The sequence below is a fragment of the Bradyrhizobium sp. AZCC 2262 genome (genome assembly GCF_036924535.1).
Taxonomy (GTDB): Bacteria; Pseudomonadota; Alphaproteobacteria; order Rhizobiales; family Xanthobacteraceae; genus Bradyrhizobium.
This window is the reverse complement of record NZ_JAZHRT010000001.1, coordinates 6,729,748-6,746,751: the sequence shown is the minus strand read 5'-3', so window position 1 is coordinate 6,746,751 and position 17,004 is coordinate 6,729,748. Positions and strand designations below refer to the sequence as shown.

The 17,004-nt window shown below is 60.2% G+C and carries 20 protein-coding genes and 1 pseudogene; 14 read left to right on the top strand and 7 right to left on the bottom strand.

The window, feature by feature from the left end; genetic code table 11:
• Positions 1-80: 80 nt before the first annotated feature.
• The 9 genes from V1283_RS31645 to V1283_RS31605 all read left to right on the top strand — a co-directional run bounded on the left by V1283_RS31645 (position 81) and on the right by V1283_RS31605 (position 8,109).
• Positions 81-836, top strand: a complete 756-nt coding sequence (locus V1283_RS31645) for an ABC transporter ATP-binding protein (protein ID WP_334393243.1) — start codon at positions 81-83, stop codon at positions 834-836.
• Complete coding sequence (locus tag V1283_RS31640; RefSeq protein WP_334390552.1) at positions 829-1,575, top strand: ABC transporter ATP-binding protein; 747 nt, start codon at positions 829-831, stop codon at positions 1,573-1,575. The genes V1283_RS31645 and V1283_RS31640 overlap by 8 nt, the downstream gene beginning before the upstream one ends.
• Before the next feature lie 31 nt (positions 1,576-1,606).
• Positions 1,607-2,824, top strand: coding sequence for an ABC transporter substrate-binding protein (locus V1283_RS31635; RefSeq protein ID WP_334390551.1), 1,218 nt, complete (start codon positions 1,607-1,609; stop codon positions 2,822-2,824).
• Positions 2,825-2,917: 93 nt separating this feature from the next.
• Positions 2,918-3,805 (top strand): branched-chain amino acid ABC transporter permease, encoded by an 888-nt coding sequence (locus tag V1283_RS31630; protein WP_334393242.1) that lies wholly within the window; start codon positions 2,918-2,920, stop codon positions 3,803-3,805.
• 1 nt (position 3,806) lies between these two features.
• The gene (locus V1283_RS31625; RefSeq protein ID WP_334390550.1) at positions 3,807-4,826 is read left to right on the top strand and encodes a branched-chain amino acid ABC transporter permease; all 1,020 of its coding nucleotides are present in this window, start codon (positions 3,807-3,809) and stop codon (positions 4,824-4,826) included.
• 110 nt (positions 4,827-4,936) lie between these two features.
• Positions 4,937-5,707 carry an SDR family NAD(P)-dependent oxidoreductase gene (locus tag V1283_RS31620; RefSeq protein WP_334390549.1) on the top strand — a complete coding sequence of 257 codons (771 nt, stop codon included), beginning with the start codon at positions 4,937-4,939 and terminating at the stop codon, positions 5,705-5,707.
• 80 nt (positions 5,708-5,787) lie between these two features.
• On the top strand, positions 5,788-6,741 hold the full coding sequence (locus V1283_RS31615) for a phosphotransferase (protein WP_334390548.1): 954 nt from the start codon (positions 5,788-5,790) through the stop codon (positions 6,739-6,741).
• Positions 6,742-6,760: 19 nt separating this feature from the next.
• On the top strand, positions 6,761-7,468 hold the full coding sequence (locus tag V1283_RS31610; RefSeq protein WP_334390546.1) for a CoA transferase subunit A: 708 nt from the start codon (positions 6,761-6,763) through the stop codon (positions 7,466-7,468).
• Positions 7,469-7,470: 2 nt separating this feature from the next.
• Entirely contained in the window at positions 7,471-8,109 is a 639-nt protein-coding gene (locus tag V1283_RS31605) for a 3-oxoacid CoA-transferase subunit B (RefSeq protein WP_334390544.1), read from the top strand.
• A gap of 64 nt (positions 8,110-8,173) precedes the next feature.
• Here V1283_RS31605 and V1283_RS31600 read toward each other — a convergent pair.
• A pseudogene (locus V1283_RS31600) lies at positions 8,174-8,377 on the bottom strand (zinc-binding dehydrogenase); the annotation flags it as partial.
• A gap of 234 nt (positions 8,378-8,611) precedes the next feature.
• Between V1283_RS31600 and V1283_RS31595 the strand changes: the two are divergent.
• From V1283_RS31595 to V1283_RS31575, 5 genes are all read left to right on the top strand, one after another.
• Positions 8,612-9,952 (top strand): acetamidase/formamidase family protein, encoded by a 1,341-nt coding sequence (locus tag V1283_RS31595; protein WP_334390543.1) that lies wholly within the window; start codon positions 8,612-8,614, stop codon positions 9,950-9,952.
• Positions 9,953-10,076: 124 nt separating this feature from the next.
• Entirely contained in the window at positions 10,077-11,414 is a 1,338-nt protein-coding gene (locus tag V1283_RS31590; protein WP_334390542.1) for an epoxide hydrolase family protein, read from the top strand.
• Positions 11,415-11,702: 288 nt separating this feature from the next.
• Positions 11,703-12,122, top strand: a complete 420-nt coding sequence (locus V1283_RS31585; RefSeq protein WP_334390541.1) for an organic hydroperoxide resistance protein — start codon at positions 11,703-11,705, stop codon at positions 12,120-12,122.
• 92 nt (positions 12,123-12,214) lie between these two features.
• Positions 12,215-12,358 carry a hypothetical protein gene (locus V1283_RS31580; RefSeq protein WP_334390540.1) on the top strand — a complete coding sequence of 48 codons (144 nt, stop codon included), beginning with the start codon at positions 12,215-12,217 and terminating at the stop codon, positions 12,356-12,358.
• A gap of 22 nt (positions 12,359-12,380) precedes the next feature.
• Positions 12,381-12,515 (top strand): DUF2958 domain-containing protein, encoded by a 135-nt coding sequence (locus V1283_RS31575; RefSeq protein WP_442895896.1) that lies wholly within the window; start codon positions 12,381-12,383, stop codon positions 12,513-12,515.
• Between the two features lie 150 nt (positions 12,516-12,665).
• Here the strand turns inward: V1283_RS31575 and V1283_RS31570 are convergent, their stop codons facing one another.
• The 6 genes from V1283_RS31570 to V1283_RS31545 all read right to left on the bottom strand — a co-directional run bounded on the left by V1283_RS31570 (position 12,666) and on the right by V1283_RS31545 (position 16,956).
• Positions 12,666-13,634, bottom strand: a complete 969-nt coding sequence (locus V1283_RS31570; protein WP_334390539.1) for a quinone oxidoreductase family protein — start codon at positions 13,632-13,634, stop codon at positions 12,666-12,668.
• 46 nt (positions 13,635-13,680) lie between these two features.
• Positions 13,681-14,247 (bottom strand): TetR/AcrR family transcriptional regulator, encoded by a 567-nt coding sequence (locus V1283_RS31565; RefSeq protein WP_334390538.1) that lies wholly within the window; start codon positions 14,245-14,247, stop codon positions 13,681-13,683.
• 18 nt (positions 14,248-14,265) lie between these two features.
• Entirely contained in the window at positions 14,266-14,742 is a 477-nt protein-coding gene (locus tag V1283_RS31560; protein WP_334390537.1) for an ATP-binding cassette domain-containing protein, read from the bottom strand.
• Positions 14,743-14,747: 5 nt separating this feature from the next.
• On the bottom strand, positions 14,748-15,365 hold the full coding sequence (locus V1283_RS31555; protein ID WP_334390536.1) for an ABC transporter substrate-binding protein: 618 nt from the start codon (positions 15,363-15,365) through the stop codon (positions 14,748-14,750).
• On the bottom strand, positions 15,362-15,805 hold the full coding sequence (locus V1283_RS31550; RefSeq protein ID WP_334390535.1) for an ABC transporter substrate-binding protein: 444 nt from the start codon (positions 15,803-15,805) through the stop codon (positions 15,362-15,364). Before V1283_RS31550 ends, V1283_RS31555 begins: the two co-directional genes overlap by 4 nt.
• A gap of 146 nt (positions 15,806-15,951) precedes the next feature.
• A complete protein-coding gene (locus V1283_RS31545) occupies positions 15,952-16,956 on the bottom strand; it encodes a helix-turn-helix domain-containing protein (protein ID WP_334390534.1) in 1,005 nt (334 codons plus the stop codon).
• Positions 16,957-17,004 lie beyond the last annotated feature (48 nt).

The window sequence follows — 17,004 nt, the reverse complement described above, 5'->3', positions numbered from 1 at the left end:
CGATCGCGCGGATCACGCATGATCGGTCGACGGCCGTGCGCGATGGGACTCGCAACGACGGCTCGATGGGGGATGTTGGTTTGGTTGATGAGTTCATTCTTGAGACCCAAGGTTTGACCAAGGAGTTCGCGGGTTTTCTTGCCGTTCGCGATGTTTCTTTGAAAGTCCGCCGCGGTACTATTCATGCGTTGATTGGGCCGAACGGGGCGGGCAAGACCACCTGCTTCAATCTTCTGACCAAGTTTCTGCAGCCCACGGCCGGCCGGATCCTTTACAAGGGGCGGGACATCACTGGGACGAAGCCGGCGGATGTCGCACGGCTCGGGTTGGTCCGCTCGTTCCAGATATCCGCTGTGTTTCCGCATTTGACGGCGCTGGAGAATGTGCGGGTGGCGCTGCAGCGCCAGCACGGCTCTTCCTTCGATTTCTGGCGCTCCAAATCGGTGCTCGACCGCTTGAACCCAAAAGCGCAGGAACTGCTCCACGACGTGGGCTTGAGTGAATTCGCCGACATACCAGCGGTGGAAATGCCATACGGCCGCAAGCGCGCGCTGGAGATCGCGACGACACTTGCGCTCGATCCGGAGATGATGCTGCTGGACGAGCCGATGGCTGGCATGGGACACGAGGACATCGGCAAGATCGCAGCGCTGATCAAGCGCATTTCCGCGAAATACACCATCTTGATGGTCGAGCACAATCTAAGTGTGGTCGCCAATCTCTCCGACATCATCACCGTACTGACGCACGGACAGGTGCTCGCCGAAGGCGATTATAGCGAACTCACCAAGGACCCGCGCGTCAAGGAAGCTTACCTTGGGGCCGGTCATGCTTGAGGTGAAATCGGCGGCCAAGACTGCCGGGCAGCCGAGCGGCGGCCAGGTATTGTCGGTGAAGGATCTGCAGGCCTGGTACGGCGAATCGCACATTCTGCATGGCATTAACTTCCATGTGAATGAGGGCGAGGTGGTGACGTTGCTTGGGCGCAACGGCGCCGGCAAGACCACCACCCTGAAGTCAATAATGGGCATCATCGCCAAGCGATCCGGCTCGGTGCAGTTCAAAGGCATGGAGCTCGCGCGGGCTTCGTCCAATAGTATTGCGCGTCTCGGCATCGCGTTCTGTCCGGAAGAGCGCGGCATTTTCGCAAGCCTCGACGTGCGCGAGAACCTGTTGCTGCCGCCAATCGTTGCCAATGGCGGGCTGTCGCTCGATCAGATCTTCGAGCTGTTCCCCAACCTGAAGGAGCGTTTGTACAGCCAGGGTACCAAGCTGTCCGGCGGCGAGCAGCAGATGCTGGCAATCGCCCGGATCCTGCGCACTGGCGCGCGGTTCTTGATGCTGGACGAGCCAACCGAAGGTCTAGCGCCTGTCATCATCCAGCAGATCGGCCATACCATCGCGCGGCTCAAGAAAGAGGGGTTCACCATCCTTCTCGTTGAGCAGAATTTCCGCTTCGCCGCCACCGTCGCGGACCGTTACTACCTCGTCGAACACGGCAAGGTAATCGATAGCTTTGCCAACTCGGAGCTCGAAGCCAACATGGACAAGCTCCATACCCACCTCGGCGTTTGAAATCGAAATGCATTCGGAAAACGGAGTTACGATGAAACAGTTCTCGGCATTTTTCCTCAGCGCGGCGCTTTCCGTTGCAGCGGCGACCGGCGCCTTCGCGGAGGACAAGACCATCAAGATCGGGGTGTTGACCGACAATTCGGGTCTCTATTCCGACCTTGGCGGCGCTGGTTCGACTGTGGCCGCGCAAATGGCAATCGAGGATTCCGCTATGGCCGCGAAGGGCTGGAAGATCGACCTGATCTCGGCCGATCACCAGAACAAGCCTGACATCGCCACGAGCATCGCGCGGCAGTGGATCGACGTGGAGAAAGTCGACATCTTGATGGACGTGCTGAACTCGGCCGTGGGCCTTGCGGTCAACAACGTCGTGAAGCAGAAGAATTCCATTATGATCAATACCGGCGCAGGCACGTCGGATCTCACCAACGCGCAGTGTACGCCCAACACGATCCATTGGGTCTACGATACCTATATGCTGGCGAACAACACTGGCCAGGCCATGGTGAAAGCCGGTGGTGATACCTGGTTCTTCCTCACTGCTGACTACAATTTCGGCGCTGCGCTCGAGCGCGATACCACGGCGGTGGTGCTCGCGAACGGCGGCAAAGTCGTCGGCGGCGTCAAGCCTCCGCTGAATACGCCGGATTTCTCGTCGTTCCTGCTCCAGGCACAAGCATCCAAGGCCAAGGTCATCGGACTCGCCAACGCTGGTGGTGACACAACCAATTCTATCAAGCAGGCGGCTGAATTCGGCATCGTCGCCGGCGGCCAGAAGCTGGCGGGACTGCTGCTCTTTATCACGGACGTGCATTCGCTCGGCCTGAAGGTCGCGCAGGGGCTCAATCTCACCGAGACCTTCTATTGGGATCTCAACGACGGTACGCGCGCGTTCTCGAAGCGCTTTTCTGAGCGCATGAAGACCAAAGCTATGCCTTCGATGGCGCAGGCCGGTGTCTATTCCGGTCTGATCCATTATTTCAAGGCGCTGGAGGCGATGGGCGACAATCCGCATGACGGCGCCAAGGTGGTCGCCAAGATGAAGGAGCTGCCGACCGACGATGCGCTGTTCGGTAAGGGCAGCATCCGCGCCGACGGCCGCAAGCTTCACACCGCCTATTTGTTCGAGGTCAAGAAGCCCGAGGAATCCAAGGGCCCTTGGGATTACTACAAGCTGATCGCCACGACGCCGGGCGACCAGGCGTTCCGTCCGCTTTCGGAAAGCACCTGCCCGCTGGTCAAGAAGTAACAACGGAAAGGCGGTTTGCTGGCACACGGCCGGCGAACTGCCACCAAGGGAAGCGGCTGCGTCCGCAACAACGAGTTTGCGAAAGATCGATCGATGCAGGCCCTTTACGCGCAGCTGCTAGTGGGACTTATCAACGGCTCGTTCTACGCGCTGCTGAGCCTCGGCCTCGCCGTGATCTTCGGCATGCTTAACATCATCAACTTCGCACATGGCGCAGTCTACATGATGGGCGCTTTCTGTGCCTACTTCCTGCTTAGTCTGGGCGGTATCGGCTACTGGTGGGCGTTGATCATCGCGCCGATCGCGGTCGGCATATTTGGAATGATATTAGAACGGACCATGCTGCAATGGCTGGCTGGGCTCGATCATCTCTATGGCCTGTTGCTCACCTTCGGTATCGCGCTGATCGTACAGGGCATCTTTCAGAACTATTTCGGTTCATCGGGGCTGCCTTATGCGATTCCCGACTATCCGCAGATCGGCGACTGGCGCGGCCTGCAAGGCGGTATCAATCTCGGATTCATGTTTCTGCCAATCTACCGCGGTTGGGTAGTCATCTTCTCGCTCGTCGTGTGTGTTGCCACCTGGTACCTGATCGAGAGGACGCAGCTCGGCGCCTACCTTCGTGCGGCCACCGAAAATCCGGCGCTCGTGCGGGCATTCGGCATCAACGTGCCACGCATGATCACGCTGACCTACGGCCTTGGCGTTGGTCTTGCGGCTCTCGCCGGCGTGCTTGCGGCGCCGATCAATCAGGTCCGTCCACTGATGGGCGCCGACCTCATCATCGTTGTGTTCGCGGTTGTTGTGATCGGCGGCATGGGGTCCATCATGGGCTCTATCGTTACCGGCTTTGCGCTCGGTGTGATCGAGGGAATGACCAAATATTTCTATCCTGAGGCCTCCAACACCGTCGTCTTCGTTCTGATGGTGCTGGTTCTGTTGGTCAAGCCGACAGGACTGACGGGAAAGGCGACCTGACATGACGGTGTTGACCAACGATACCCTGCCGATCACGCCGCGCGCGGTCCGCGACGAGACAATTGTGTTCGTCGTCATGGCGGTGGCGCTCGCGATGGTACCGGCGACCGGCATCTATCCCTTCTTCGTCATGCAGGCGCTTTGCTTCGCGCTGCTTGCCTGCGCGTTCAACCTCCTGATCGGATTTGGCGGCCTGTTGTCGTTCGGCCACGCGATGTTCCTGGGGACGGCGGGCTACGTCACGGCTCATCTGCTAAAGGTCGGGCAGATGTCCTTCCCTTATTGGGCCGATCATTGGATCATCATCCCGCTGCCGCCCTTGTCACCGGAACTCGGTATCATCGGCGGAACGCTTGCCGCAGCCGTGCTCGCGTTGATCACCGGTTACATTTCGATCCGCCGGCAGGGCATCTACTTCGCGATGATCACGCTGGCGCTGTCACAGTTGCTCTATTTCATTTACTTGCAAGCGCCGTTCACGCACGGTGAGGATGGTATTCAAGGCATTCCGCAGGGCATGCTGTTTGGCGTCATCGATCTCTCCAAGCCGACGATCCTGTATTATGTCGTGCTCGTCGGCTTCCTGGCTGGCTTCCTGTTGAACTTCCGCGCCGTCAATTCACCGTTCGGCGAGGTGCTGAAGTCGATCCGCGAAAACGAACCTCGCGCTATCTCGCTCGGCTACAAGACGGACCAATACAAGTTGCTTGCCTACATTCTGTCAGGGACGCTTGCGGGCTTTGCCGGGTCGCTAAAGGTGTTTGTGGCGCAGAATGCGTCGCTTACTGATGTGCACTGGACGATGTCTGGTGAAATCGTACTGATGACACTGGTCGGCGGTCTCGGCACGATCTTTGGACCGGTGGTCGGCGCCCTCATCATCATCGCCATGCAGCAGTACCTCGCGGGCTTCGGCCAGTGGGTGCTGGCGATCCAGGGCGTCATTTTCGTCTCCTGCGTGCTGGCCTTTCGGCGCGGCATCGTCGGCGAGATCGGCCATTACTTTCGACGGTCGCTTTAGGTACCGCGAGGCCGAAACACTGTTTTCCCGGGGTCTCCCAGGCGCGACTTCTGACAAAGAATTGGACATGAGGACGACACTTATGCAGTTGCGGCCAAAGGGGCGATGACGTGGGCGGCGCATTAGAAACCTTCCGCCTCGACGGCCGTGTCGTGCTGATTACGGGTGCATCGAGCGGTCTCGGCCGCCATTTTGCGCAGCTGGCCGGCGTCGGTGGGCGGGTGGCGCTTGCGGCGCGGCGTATCGATAAGATGCACGCCTTGGTCGAGAGCATCACCTCGGCTGGCGGCGAGGCTAGGGCACTCTCACTTGACGTGACCGATAACGCCAGCGTGGTTCGCTGTTTCGACGAGCTGGCAAGTTGGGGAGCCCCCGACGTGGTGGTGAACAACGCCGGCATCACCACGACCCGTGCGCTGTTGGAGCAGACCGAAGACGATTTCGACAGCGTGATTGCAACCAATCTCAAGGGCAGCTGGCTGGTGACCACCGAGGCTGCCCGGCGAATGGTGGCTGCGGGTCGCGGCGGCAGCATCGTAAATATCGCCTCTATCCTGGGTGAGCGCGTCGCTGGAGGTGTGGCCCCCTATGCGATTTCGAAGGCAGGCGTGGTGCAAGCCACCAAGGCCGCTGCCCTCGAACTGGCGCGCCATCGCATCCGCGTTAATGCATTGCTACCGGGCTATGTGATCACCGATCTCAATCGGGAGTTCTTGACCAGCGAAGCCGGAGAGAAACTGCGGTCGCGCATTCCAAGCCGCCGCTTCGGCGAGCTGACCGACCTGGATGGTCCATTGCTGCTGCTCGCCTCCGACGCAGGTGCTGCGATGTCCGGTGCTGCCGTCGCCGTCGATGGCGCTCACCTGGTAAGTTCTCTGTGAGCGCATCCCTGGCACTCCCGCAGGTAGAGGCACTAACTCACTTCCTCCAGAAGCAGGGCTTGGCCGGTGATGGACCACTCTTGCTGTTTCCGCTGTCTGGTGGGCAATCGAACCCGACCTTTCGCTTGGAGACTGGCAGCCGCCAATACGTGCTGCGCAAGAATCCACCAGGACAGCTCATCGCATCGGCCCACGCCATCGACCGCGAGTACCGCGTAATGGAGGCGCTGCAAAGCAGTGGCGTGCCCGTACCTCGCCTGTTTGCCTATTGCGAGGACGAAACGATCATCGGCACGCCGTTCTATGTCATGGAGTTTCTGGAAGGCCGCGTGCTCGTCGATCAGTCGCTGCCGGGCATGACCCCTGCGGAGCGGGGCGCTATCTACCGGGAGATGAACCGTGTGCTTGCGACGCTGCATAGCGTAGACCACGAGGCTGTGGGGCTTGCGAGCTTCGGTCGGCCGGGCAACTATTTCGCACGGCAGATCAGCCGATGGTCACGACAATGCCAGGAAGTGGCGTTGCCGGTGAACGACGCCATGCGCCGGCTCATGGCATGGTTGCCCGAACACATTCCGGCTGACGATGAAACCAGCCTCGTGCATGGCGACTACCGGCTGGACAATCTGGTGTTTCACCCGAGTGAGCCACGCGTGATCGGCGTGCTGGACTGGGAGCTATCGACGCTCGGCCACCCGTTGGCGGATTTTTCTTATCAGTGCATGTCCTGGACGGTACCTCCAAGCTTGTGGCGTGGCATCGCCGGCCTTGATCTGGCGACGCTGGGCATTCCCAGTGAAGCGGAGTACGTCGCGATGTACACTCACGCCACTGGCCGCGATCCGGCAGGGCATTGGAACTTCTATCTGGCCTACAACCTGTTCCGCATGGCCGCCATTCTGTACGGCATTGCGCAGCGCTCGGCCGGTGGCAACGCCGCCGCCGCCGACGCGATGGAAACCGGCCGCAAGGCTGGCCCCTTGGCCGAACTCGGCTGGCAGTGCGCTCTACGCCATGCAGGCCGGAGCAACTGACACATCCGCGGAGTCCGCCATGAATAAGCTATATCCATCCGCCGACGCGGCATTGAACGACCTGGTGGCCGATGGGCAACTGCTAGCCGTCGGCGGCTTCGGTCTATGCGGCATCCCAGAATCACTTATCGATGCGCTGATGCGTACTGGAGCCAAAGATCTGACGGTCATCTCCAACAATGCTGGTGTGGACGATTTCGGACTCGGCAAGCTGCTCAGATCAAGGCAGATCAAGAAGATGATTGCGTCTTACGTCGGCGAGAACAAGGAATTTGAACGGCAGTACCTAGCCGGCGAACTCGAGTTAGAGTTCACACCGCAGGGCACGCTCGCAGAAAAACTGCGAGCCGGAGGCGCCGGCATCCCCGCTTTCTTCACGCGAACCGGAGTGGGCACCGTGGTGGCGGAAGACAAGGAACTGCGCGAGTTCAACGGCAAGACATATGTGATGGAGCTGTCCTTGTTTCCGCAGGTGTCCTTGGTCAAGGCATGGAAAGCCGACCGATCCGGCAACCTCGTGTTTCGGCGCACTGCCCGCAATTTTAACCCGGCAGCGGCCATGGCAGGCCAAGTCACCGTAGCAGAGATCGAAGAGATCGTGGAGAACGGCGCGCTCGACCCAGATGCAATCCACCTACCGGGCATCTACATCCACCGCCTTGTGCATCATGCGAACCCCGAGAAGCGAATTGAGCGTCGCACCGTGACTACTGCGCAAGGAATCTGACTATGGCCTGGACCCACTCTCAGATGGCGGCACGCGCGGCTCGTGAACTGCGCGATGGCTACTACGTCAATCTCGGCATAGGTCTTCCCACGGCCGTCGCCAACTTTGTTAGCCCTGACATCGAAGTTTGGCTGCAGAGCGAAAACGGCATGCTGGGAATTGGACCGTACCCGTCAGACGACCAGGTGGACCCGGACATCATCAACGCAGGCAAGGAAACGGTCACCACCATTCCTGGCACGAGCATCGTGAGCTCACATGACAGCTTTGCCATGGTCCGTGGCGGCAAGATCAACTTATCGATCTTGGGTGCGCTGCAGGTGAGCGAACAAGGCGATCTGGCAAACTGGATGATTCCGGGCAAGATGGTGAAGGGTATGGGCGGCGCGATGGATCTCGTTGCCGGTGTGGGCAAGGTCATCGTCTTGATGGAGCATGTTGCTCGCCGCAAGGATGGGGGGTGGGAAGCCAAACTTGTGAGTCAATGCACCTTACCGCTGACAGGCCGCAGGGTGGTGGATCGCATCATCACGGACCTTGCGGTGATTGATGTTACATCGGCAGGTCTTCGCCTGGTAGAACTGGCTCCTTCCGTGACGCGAGAAGAGGTCCAGGCAATGAGCGGCGTCACTCTGCTTTGAGTCAGTGCTCGCTTAACATTCGCACCAAAACCTGTCTTTGCCCCAAATACTTCGCGAGTCCGCTGCCTGTGAGCCGTGGCGCCTCCTCGGCGAAGTGACCCTCCGTATCGACGATCAAATGGTCGGCGCCGGCCTCCTCGGCCGCGGCCACCTTGTCTTCCGATGAAACCCGCCCAATGACCTGACCGCCCCTCAGCTTGATGATCTGCGTCAACAGATGGCCGACACCGCCTGCCGCGGCGTGCACGAAAGCCACGTCCCCTGCCTGGCGGCGGCATCGCCCGCCTTGCTCGACGTCTATGCGGAGGATGGCATGACGCTCGACCAGCTTATGGCCTTCACGGTTTGCCAATCGCACCCGCAGCCGCACCAGCGGTTGCTACACTGAGATACAAAAACGCCATTTCCGGACACAGCGGCGATACTTCCGAGACCAATATCGCGCACTGAACAGTGCTTGGCTTCATCAAGCCCGGATCATTTTTGTTCAGGAGGAACGAGTTTGCTCGAAAAATCATCTTCCCTTCTTCCGGTGCAGCGAACCGTCTTCGTCAATGAACTGACGAACGGCCTTCTAGACCCCGCGGCTGTCATGCTCGGGCCCGTTGCTGACGGCGGCGTCATCATCGCAAATACGGCGCCCGGCTGCTGGGGACCGATGATTACTCCCGAGATCAGAGGTGGTCACGAAGTCACAAGACCGGTGGCGGTCGAAGGCGCGGAGATCGGAGACGCGATCGCCATTAGAATTCGCTCTTTGGTCGTAACCTCGGCGGCGACTGCCTCCGGCAACGACACTGTGATGACTGGCCGTTTCAACGGAGATCCCTTCTGCGCTGCCGTCTGCCCTGGCTGCGGAACCGAGTGGCCCAGAACACGACTAGAGGGCATCGGCCCCACAGCCGTCCGTTGCGACAAGTGCGGAGCAGATGCCACGCCCTTCACTTTCGCCAACGGCTATACGATCGCTTTCGATGACGAACGCCGCGTCGGTCTCACCGTCGATCGGTCCGAAGCGGAAAAGATGGCAAAGAATGCAGCGAAGGTCATGGCTCTGCCGAACGCGTCCATCCAAAATCCGATTCTCACCTTCGCTCCAGCCGACCTCGTGGCAATCGCTACTCGACTACGTCCCTTTCTCGGGCAGCTCGGAACAACCCCCTCGAAGCTGATGCCGGACTCTCACAATGCCGGCGACTTCGGCTCTTTTCTCCTGAACGCCCCGCACGCCTATTCGTTGACTGAGGAAGAGCTAGTCGCGCACAAAACCGACGGCCATCTGGACGTCAACGCAGTTCGGGAAGGCGCAGTCCTGATTTGTCCCGTGAAGGTTGCCGGCGGCGGGATCTACCTAGGTGACATGCATGCCTTCCAAGGCGATGGGGAAATTGCGGGGCACACTGCTGACGTAGCGGGCACAGTCACTCTGGAAGTGCATGTGATCAAGGGGCTGACACTCGATGGCCCGATCCTCTTCCCGGCCGCGGAAGATCTGCCCTATCTCGCACGCCCTCTGACAACCGATGAAATACACGCCATCGGGACGCTTGCCGCCCGGTATGGAATTGCAAAGATCGAAGAGGATGCACCGGTGACCTTCATCGGCACCGGCGTGAATCTGAACGACGCGACCGACAACGGGTTGCGACGCGCTGCTGACGTGCTTGGCTTGAGCATTCCCGAAGTAATGAACCGTGCGACGGTTGCCGGCGCAATCGAGATCGGACGGCACCCAGGCGTCGTGCGCGTTACGCTCCGTGCCCCACTTGCGGCATTGGATGCAAAGGGTCTCGGCGACTTTCCCCGCAGCCTCTACCGCCTCCAGCGGCCTTCCTCCGTGTAACGACCACTAAACGCACGTGCCCAATACCGAACTCTCTCCCGATGAGGCCGCTCGTGTATCGGATGAGGCCCGGCGGCCTTCGAGCCAGTTCGAGAGCTTCGTTATTCAGAAAGGACGATTAAACATGACCCCTGTGAGACGTTCCGCTTATTGGCGTGTGATTGCCTCTTCCGCATTAGTCGCGGCAACTGCCCTGCCGATCTCTGCGCATGCCGATCCATTGACCTCGACCGTCGTCGTCGCGCAGTCGAACAGCACCGCAACGCCTGAGGCTGGACGTCCGTCCGACACGTCCATCCGCCCATTCCAGTTCCATGCTACCGACCAGGAGCTAGCGGATCTCCGGCGCCGCATTTCCGCAACGAAGTGGCCGAACAAGGAACTGGTGAACGATGCCACCCAGGGCGTGCAACTGGCGACGATGCAGAAGCTCGCACAGTATTGGGCGACCCAGTACGATTGGCGTCGGGTGGAAACGAAGCTGAATGGATTGCCGCAATATGTGACGACCATCGACGGCGTGGACATTCATTTCATTCACGTACGCTCCAAGAATAAAAATGCGATGCCGATCATTATCACCCATGGTTGGCCAGGCTCTATCATCGAGCAATTGAAGCTCATCGACCCGCTGACGAACCCGACAGCGCATGGCGGAACTGAAGCAGTTGCTTTCGATGTCGTCATCCCATCCCTTCCCGGTTATGGCTTTTCTGGAAAGCCGGCCGAACTCGGCTGGGATCCCGCGCGCATCGCGCGTGCCTGGACCGCGCTCATGAAGCGGCTCGGCTACACCAAGTTCGTTGCTCAAGGCGGCGATTGGGGGGACGCCGTGACCGAGCAAATGGCGGTTCAGGCGCCAGCGGAGCTGGTCGGCATCCACACCAACATGCCAGGTGCTGTTCCTGACGAGATTGAGAAGGCCCTTCAATCGGGCGGGCCGGCTCCCTCGGACCTATCGGCCGACGAGCAACGTGCCTACGGCCAACTCGACTTCTTTTACAAGCACGGCCTCGCATATGCCCAAGAGATGTCGGCTCGTCCGCAAACCTTGTTTGGAATCGAGGACTCGCCAATTGGACTCGCTGCCTGGATGCTCGACCACGATGCACGCAGTTATGAACTGATCGCGCGGGTTTTCGCCGGCAAGACCGAAGGTTTGACGCGGGATGATGTGTTGGACAACATCACGCTGTACTGGCTGACGAATACGGCCGTGTCGTCGGCCCGTCTTTACTGGGAAAACAAGTTCGCCTTCTTCGCGCCGAAGGGTATCAAGATCCCAGTTGCAATCAGCGCCTTTCCGGATGAGCTCTACCAAGCTCCGAAGAGCTGGGCCGAGAAGGCCTTCCCAAACCTCCTATATTATAACCGGCCGGAAAAAGGTGGGCACTTCGCAGCCTGGGAGCAGCCCGAAGCCCTTGCCAGGGATATTCGCCTCGCATTCAGGCCGCTGCGCTGAACCATCGATCGTGGTCAATGGTGAAGATCGCTTCCGCCCTGCGATCGCGCAGCAACTGACGGCCATGATCGGAGGCTCGGTCAGGCCATTTGGCAGAGGGTTGGTGACCGAAGTCACGATCCGCTGAAGGAGGCTTCCGAACGGCTTGTATCTGGATTTGTCGGGTGGGGCGAATGCCGCCCTTTGTTACATACTCGCCGTTTCCTGAAACAAATCAGACAGTTCGACCCATTAAACCGGGCTTCGTCAATGGACGTCGCGATCAGCGACACAATAAAGGAGCGTTCCATGACCAGCATCGATCACAAGGTTCTCTATACAGGCAAGACGTATACGATAGGCGGACGTGACGGGTCATCCCTCAGCAGCGACGGGCGGTTGGATATCAAGCTGTCACCCCCTGGCAGCGACCACGCCGGCACCAATCCCGAGCAGCTTTTCGCGGCCGGCTGGTCGGCCTGCTTTATCGGCGCGATGGGGCTTGCCGCTGGCAGGCGCAAGATCAAGCTCCCTGAAGATACGGCCGTCGATGCTGAGGTCGATCTGGCGAATGCCGATGGAGCCAATTTCCTTCAGGCCCGCCTGAAGGTCAGCCTACCAGGTCTGGAACAAGAGCTGGCACAGGCGATCGTCGAGGAGGCGCATCAGACCTGTCCGTATTCGAAGGCGACGCGCGAGAATATCAATGTCGAGCTGACTATTGCCTGAGTGCGAACTCTTTCGCCGCGGGGCGGCGAAAGTCCTGTCAGACGACAGCCGGAACGAACCAAGACGAGCTCGGCCTCGTCCCTGAGGACCCCATGAAACTCCTGACGATCTGTATCCTGGGACTGGCGATCCTGGCGGCACCCTGCCTTTACGATCCGAAATCGCAGGAGCCTTCGCCCTTGGTCGGACTTGTCGCAGCAGCATCGCATTCTGCGGCTTCGCTGCTCGTGGAGTAACCGCCGCGTCGTCTGACTCGGCATCGAACGCGATATGCTGTTCGAGGGCCTGTTTCCGATCTCCGTCTGGACCGAGGCGGCGCGCCGAACCGGCAGCATCCGCGATGCCGAGCGGATCCTCCACGGCGTTCATGGTGCCCGGCTGAAAGTCGAGTGACGCAGTGGGCTTGGCCCAGCACCACCATCCTGCGCGCCGCGCACCCGCGTGACGTCTCCTCGCAAGCCTCGCCTCGAGCAGGACCTGTCGTTTCTTGCGCGGGCGACTTGGAGTCGCTACCGGCGCCGGCCATCGACAGCGAACCGGCGCTCAGGGGACGAGCAACAGCTTTCCGGTCGTCTTGCGGCTTTCCATGTCTGCGTGGGCGGCCGATGCCTCCGCGAGCGGGTACTCGCCGCCTATCCGGACTTTGAGGCGGTCGTCTTCGATCCAGTCGAAGAGCTGCTTCGAGCGAGCGCGCAGCAGCTCGGGTGTGTGGATGTGGTCGAGGAAAACGGCGTAGCCGATCTTGATGCTCTTCGGCAGGCTCATGATGTCGAGCGGACCCGGCCCGCCAAGGACCGGGCCGTACCAGCAGAATGTGCCCGAGCGCCGCAGGACGTCGAGAGAACCTTGGAAGGTCGTCGGACCTGAGCCGTCGTAGACGACGTCCACACCTTCGCCGCCTGTGAGCCGTAGCGCCTCCTCGGCGAAGTGGCCCTCCGTATCGACGATCAAATGGTCGGCGCCGGCCTCCTCGGCCGCGGCCACCTTGTCTTCCGATGAAACCCGCCCAATGACCTGACCGCCCCTCAGCTTGATGATCTGCGTCAACAGAAGGCCGACACCGCCTGCCGCGGCGTGCACGAAAGCCACGTCCCCTGCCTGGACGGGGTAGAAGTCGGTCGCGAAATGGCTGGCGGTTAGGCCTTGCATCATCACCGCCGCCGCCGTCCGGTCATCGATCGCGTCGGGTATCCGCACGAGAGACTTGGCCGGAATGGAGATCCGCTGCGCATAACTTCCAGGCGCGTATACCCATGCGACCCGCTGCCTGACTTCGACGTCCTCGACACCTTCGCCGACCGCCAGCACACGCCCGGCGCCCTCGACGCCCAGAATCTTGGGGTTTGGAATCTGCGTCCAGGCCATGCCCTGTCGCACGCCGACATCCATGAAGTTGACGCCTGCAAAGGCGATCTCGACCAGCGCCTCGCCCGTACCCGCTACCGGATCGGGGCGCTCTACGTGGTGAATAACCTCACGGCCGCCCGTCGCCGTCATCACAATAGCTCTCATGTTCCTCTCCTATCTTGAACAATCGTTCCATAATTCGCCAAAAAAATCAGCGGAGCGCCTTTAGCGCGATGTCGGCCAGCTGACCGAGCGTCGCACGATCGGCGCCGCCGCGGCCAGCAACACGAATGCCGGTGATATTCGCGATCAGAAATTCGGCCGCCGCTTCTGGCTCGATACCGCGTGACATATCGCCCTCTCGCTGCGCATCTCGGACGCGGTCGGCAAGCGCGCCACGTATGCTCCTCGCGAGCGCTGCGTTGATGTTGTTCAAATCGGCTCGGGACGTCCCAAATTCGTAGACCGATCCAACCCCCAAGCAGGCCTGGCCGCCCGTATTCACCACCCGCCGAAGCATGGCGCTGATTCCGTCAACGGCCCGTGCTCCGCTTCGAAGGGCCTCCAAATGCGCCGCGCATTCGCCCATTCCATAGCGACGCACTGCCGAGCAATAGAGCTGCCACTTGTCGCCGAAAGCGGCGTAGAGGCTCTGGCGCCCAATGCCCATAGCGTCGACCAGCATTTGAGCCGAGGTTCCCTCGAACCCGTGTTCGCGAAAGACCTTGATCGCGCCGTCCAATGCGGCGTCGGTGTCGAATTCCCGTGCTCTTGCCATCAATCATCGGATAGCATTTCAGGAATGATCGTTCAAGAGTGGCTTTCGAATCTCCAGCCAAGGAATTTCCCGCCAACGCTCCAGCCCGACCTTGATCAGCGCGTGTTCGGCGATTGCGCGCGCCTCGGAAGCCGATTTGCCCCGGGCGATCTTCAACGGGAACTCGACGTTCTCACTCACCGTTTTCCAGGGCAGCAACTGATCGAACTCCTGGAAGACGACCAGCCGGTCGGGCCCCGGCTTCGTCACCGGGCTGCCATCGAGCAGCACCCGTCCTTCCGTCGGCTCAATGAAGCCAGCGATGGCCTTCAGGATCGACGACTTGCCGCAGCCGGAGGGGCCGAGCAGCACGAGCCGCTCGCTTTTGCCGACGGAAAAGCTGACATTCTCAACCGCGCGGACCTTTCCGTTGTCGGTCTCGTAGTCGAGCGTCAACCCGCTTATTTCCAGTACGGCAGGGGCTGTCACCGCATCGGGGACGTTGTTCGGCGTCATCCGGCTCAGCTTCCGGGTTTGTTATGGAGTTCTTCGAACGTGTAATCCTTCCAGCTTGCTGGCTTGTTCTTGATCGCTCCGATCTTGGCGAGAAAATCTGCGTATTTGAAGGTGCCCTGCGGAATGGTCGTGAAGCTGACGTCCTTGTTGTCGATGACGGATTTCACGAAAGCGGGATCGAGCTTCGATTGTTCGACGCGGATATAGGTCTCCGCTGCTTCGGCCTTGTGGGCCTCGATCCACTGCGAAGCCTCGGTCAGTGCGTCGACCAGAGCCTTGAAGGTTCTCGGATTTTCATTGCGGAATTTCGATGTCGCATAGAGCAGCGTCGGCGTGATGCGGCCGCCCATGATGTCATATGAACTCAGAACCTTGTGAATCTTCGGATTTTGCAGCACCTGCTCCTGGAAGGGCGGGTTGGAGAAATGCGCCGATATCGTCGCGGAGCCCGACAACAGCGCCGCCGTCGCATCGGGATGCGGCAGCGTCACGGTGAGCTCGTCCAGCGTATTATGCTTGCCCTCGCCGAACTCCTTCTCCGCTGCGATCTGCAGCAGGCGCGACTGTTGCGAAACGACCACCGCCGGGACCGCGATCCTGTCGGCCTTGGTGAAATCCTTCAATGTCTTGAGTTGGGATTGCTCGTGATCAGGTAATTTGGCTGTTCGCCGAGCGCTGCGATGATCTTGACGTCCGCGGAGCCTTTCGTGCGATCCCACAGAACGAGGACGGGCCCTGCGCCGGCTGCGCCGATATCCACCGCTCCCGACAGCAGCGCGTCATTGATGGCGGCACCGCCGCTGAGCTTGGCCCACTCGACCGTGATGTCGAGCCCGGCCTGCTGACCGTGTTTCTCGATCAGCTTTTGGTCCCGCATCACGTGGAGCGGCAGGTAGACGGTCCCGAATTGCTCGACGAGTCTCAGTCGTCCTTCGGCGTACGCAGTGCTGCTGGCCTGGATAGCCGACAAGGCAAAAAGCGCAGCAATCAACCTGGATAGCATAACGCGGACCTCAATTGTGATGGAGCCATGGTCGCCGGGTCGGCGCCGCTTCATCGACATTGCGGAAAATGGACGTCGCCTCGCAATTGCGTAAAATGCAGAGATTGGGGATTGAGTTTCTCGGGAAGCGCGCGCGCGTGGAAAGTTTTTGTGCATTGACCAGGCGACATGCCGATGGATAATACTTTCGGTGAATCCAGGGCCTGTTAGCTGGCCGGCGCGCGAAAAGTCGCCCGGTAATGCGCCGGGCTGGTGCCGAGACGTTCCCTGAAATGATGTCTCATGGCATCGGCCGAACCAAAACCGGTTTCCGTCGCAACACTTTCAATCGGGATTTGCGTGGCCTCCAGCAACTCACGCGCCTTCGAGACGCGCGCTTGCACCACCCACTCGCCGGGGGACATTCCGGTTGCATCCTCGAAACGACGGATAAAGGTACGCCGGCTCATCCGCGCTCTGGAGGCGAGACTCGCGATCGTTAGATCGCGATCGAGGTGGCGTTGCGCCCACACGAATACGGAGGCGAGGGTGTCGCCTTCCGTCTTGGGAACCGGTTGCGGAATGTATTGCGCCTGGCCACCCTCGCGATGCGGCGCGATCACCAGCCGCTGCGCGACGCGATTGGCGATCTCCGTGCCGTGGTCGCTTCGCACGATGTGCAAGCACAGATCGAGCCCCGCCGCACGGCCGGCCGAGCTCATGACGTTGTGGTCGTCGACATAGAGTACGTTTGCATCGACTTGCACACGGGGATGCCGCCGTGAAAGTTCCTCTGTATGCGCCCAATGTGCCGTTGCGCGCCGACCATCAAGCAGGCCGGCGGCGGCAAGTATGAATGCGCCGGCACAGATCGAGGCCACCCGCGCCCCCCGCCAGTGTGCACGCTTGAGCGCGTCGAGCAGTGTTTGGGGCGGGGACTCCACGATCTCGAGCGATCCCGGTACTATGATCGTATCGGCACGCGCCAATGTTTCAAATCCTGATTCGGAAATGATCTTGAGACCGCTATTGGTGATCAGCGGATGTCCCGGCCGTTCGGAGCATACGACGATGCGATACCAGTCGGGTCCCATATCTGAGAGCCCGAACACCTCCACTGCAAGACCTAGTTCGAAGGCGTTGACCCCGTCATAGGCCAGCACTGCCACGAGGTGCCGTCGGCCTTTTTCGCGAGCTTTCTTGCGCTGTGATCGGACTGGCAGGTTTGGCATGATATTCACGATATACGGCATTCGTGCCACTGGCAATGCCGCCTCACG

Excerpts from the sequence above, each read along its gene's own strand:
- V1283_RS31585 (WP_334390541.1), top strand. The coding sequence starts at position 11,703 with ATGACCAGCATCGATCACAAGGTTCTCTATACAGGCAAGACGTATACG.
- V1283_RS31560 (WP_334390537.1), bottom strand. The coding sequence starts at position 14,742 with ATGACGCCGAACAACGTCCCCGATGCGGTGACAGCCCCTGCCGTACTG.
- V1283_RS31635 (WP_334390551.1), top strand. The coding sequence starts at position 1,607 with ATGAAACAGTTCTCGGCATTTTTCCTCAGCGCGGCGCTTTCCGTTGCA.
- V1283_RS31580 (WP_334390540.1), top strand. The coding sequence starts at position 12,215 with ATGAAACTCCTGACGATCTGTATCCTGGGACTGGCGATCCTGGCGGCA.
- V1283_RS31610 (WP_334390546.1), top strand. The coding sequence starts at position 6,761 with ATGAATAAGCTATATCCATCCGCCGACGCGGCATTGAACGACCTGGTG.
- V1283_RS31590 (WP_334390542.1), top strand. The coding sequence starts at position 10,077 with ATGACCCCTGTGAGACGTTCCGCTTATTGGCGTGTGATTGCCTCTTCC.
- V1283_RS31605 (WP_334390544.1), top strand. The coding sequence starts at position 7,471 with ATGGCCTGGACCCACTCTCAGATGGCGGCACGCGCGGCTCGTGAACTG.
- V1283_RS31625 (WP_334390550.1), top strand. The coding sequence starts at position 3,807 with ATGACGGTGTTGACCAACGATACCCTGCCGATCACGCCGCGCGCGGTC.
- V1283_RS31550 (WP_334390535.1), bottom strand. The coding sequence starts at position 15,805 with ATGTCGATGAAGCGGCGCCGACCCGGCGACCATGGCTCCATCACAATT.
- V1283_RS31640 (WP_334390552.1), top strand. The coding sequence starts at position 829 with ATGCTTGAGGTGAAATCGGCGGCCAAGACTGCCGGGCAGCCGAGCGGC.
- V1283_RS31565 (WP_334390538.1), bottom strand. The coding sequence starts at position 14,247 with ATGGCAAGAGCACGGGAATTCGACACCGACGCCGCATTGGACGGCGCG.
- V1283_RS31570 (WP_334390539.1), bottom strand. The coding sequence starts at position 13,634 with ATGAGAGCTATTGTGATGACGGCGACGGGCGGCCGTGAGGTTATTCAC.
- V1283_RS31545 (WP_334390534.1), bottom strand. The coding sequence starts at position 16,956 with ATGCCAAACCTGCCAGTCCGATCACAGCGCAAGAAAGCTCGCGAAAAA.
- V1283_RS31630 (WP_334393242.1), top strand. The coding sequence starts at position 2,918 with ATGCAGGCCCTTTACGCGCAGCTGCTAGTGGGACTTATCAACGGCTCG.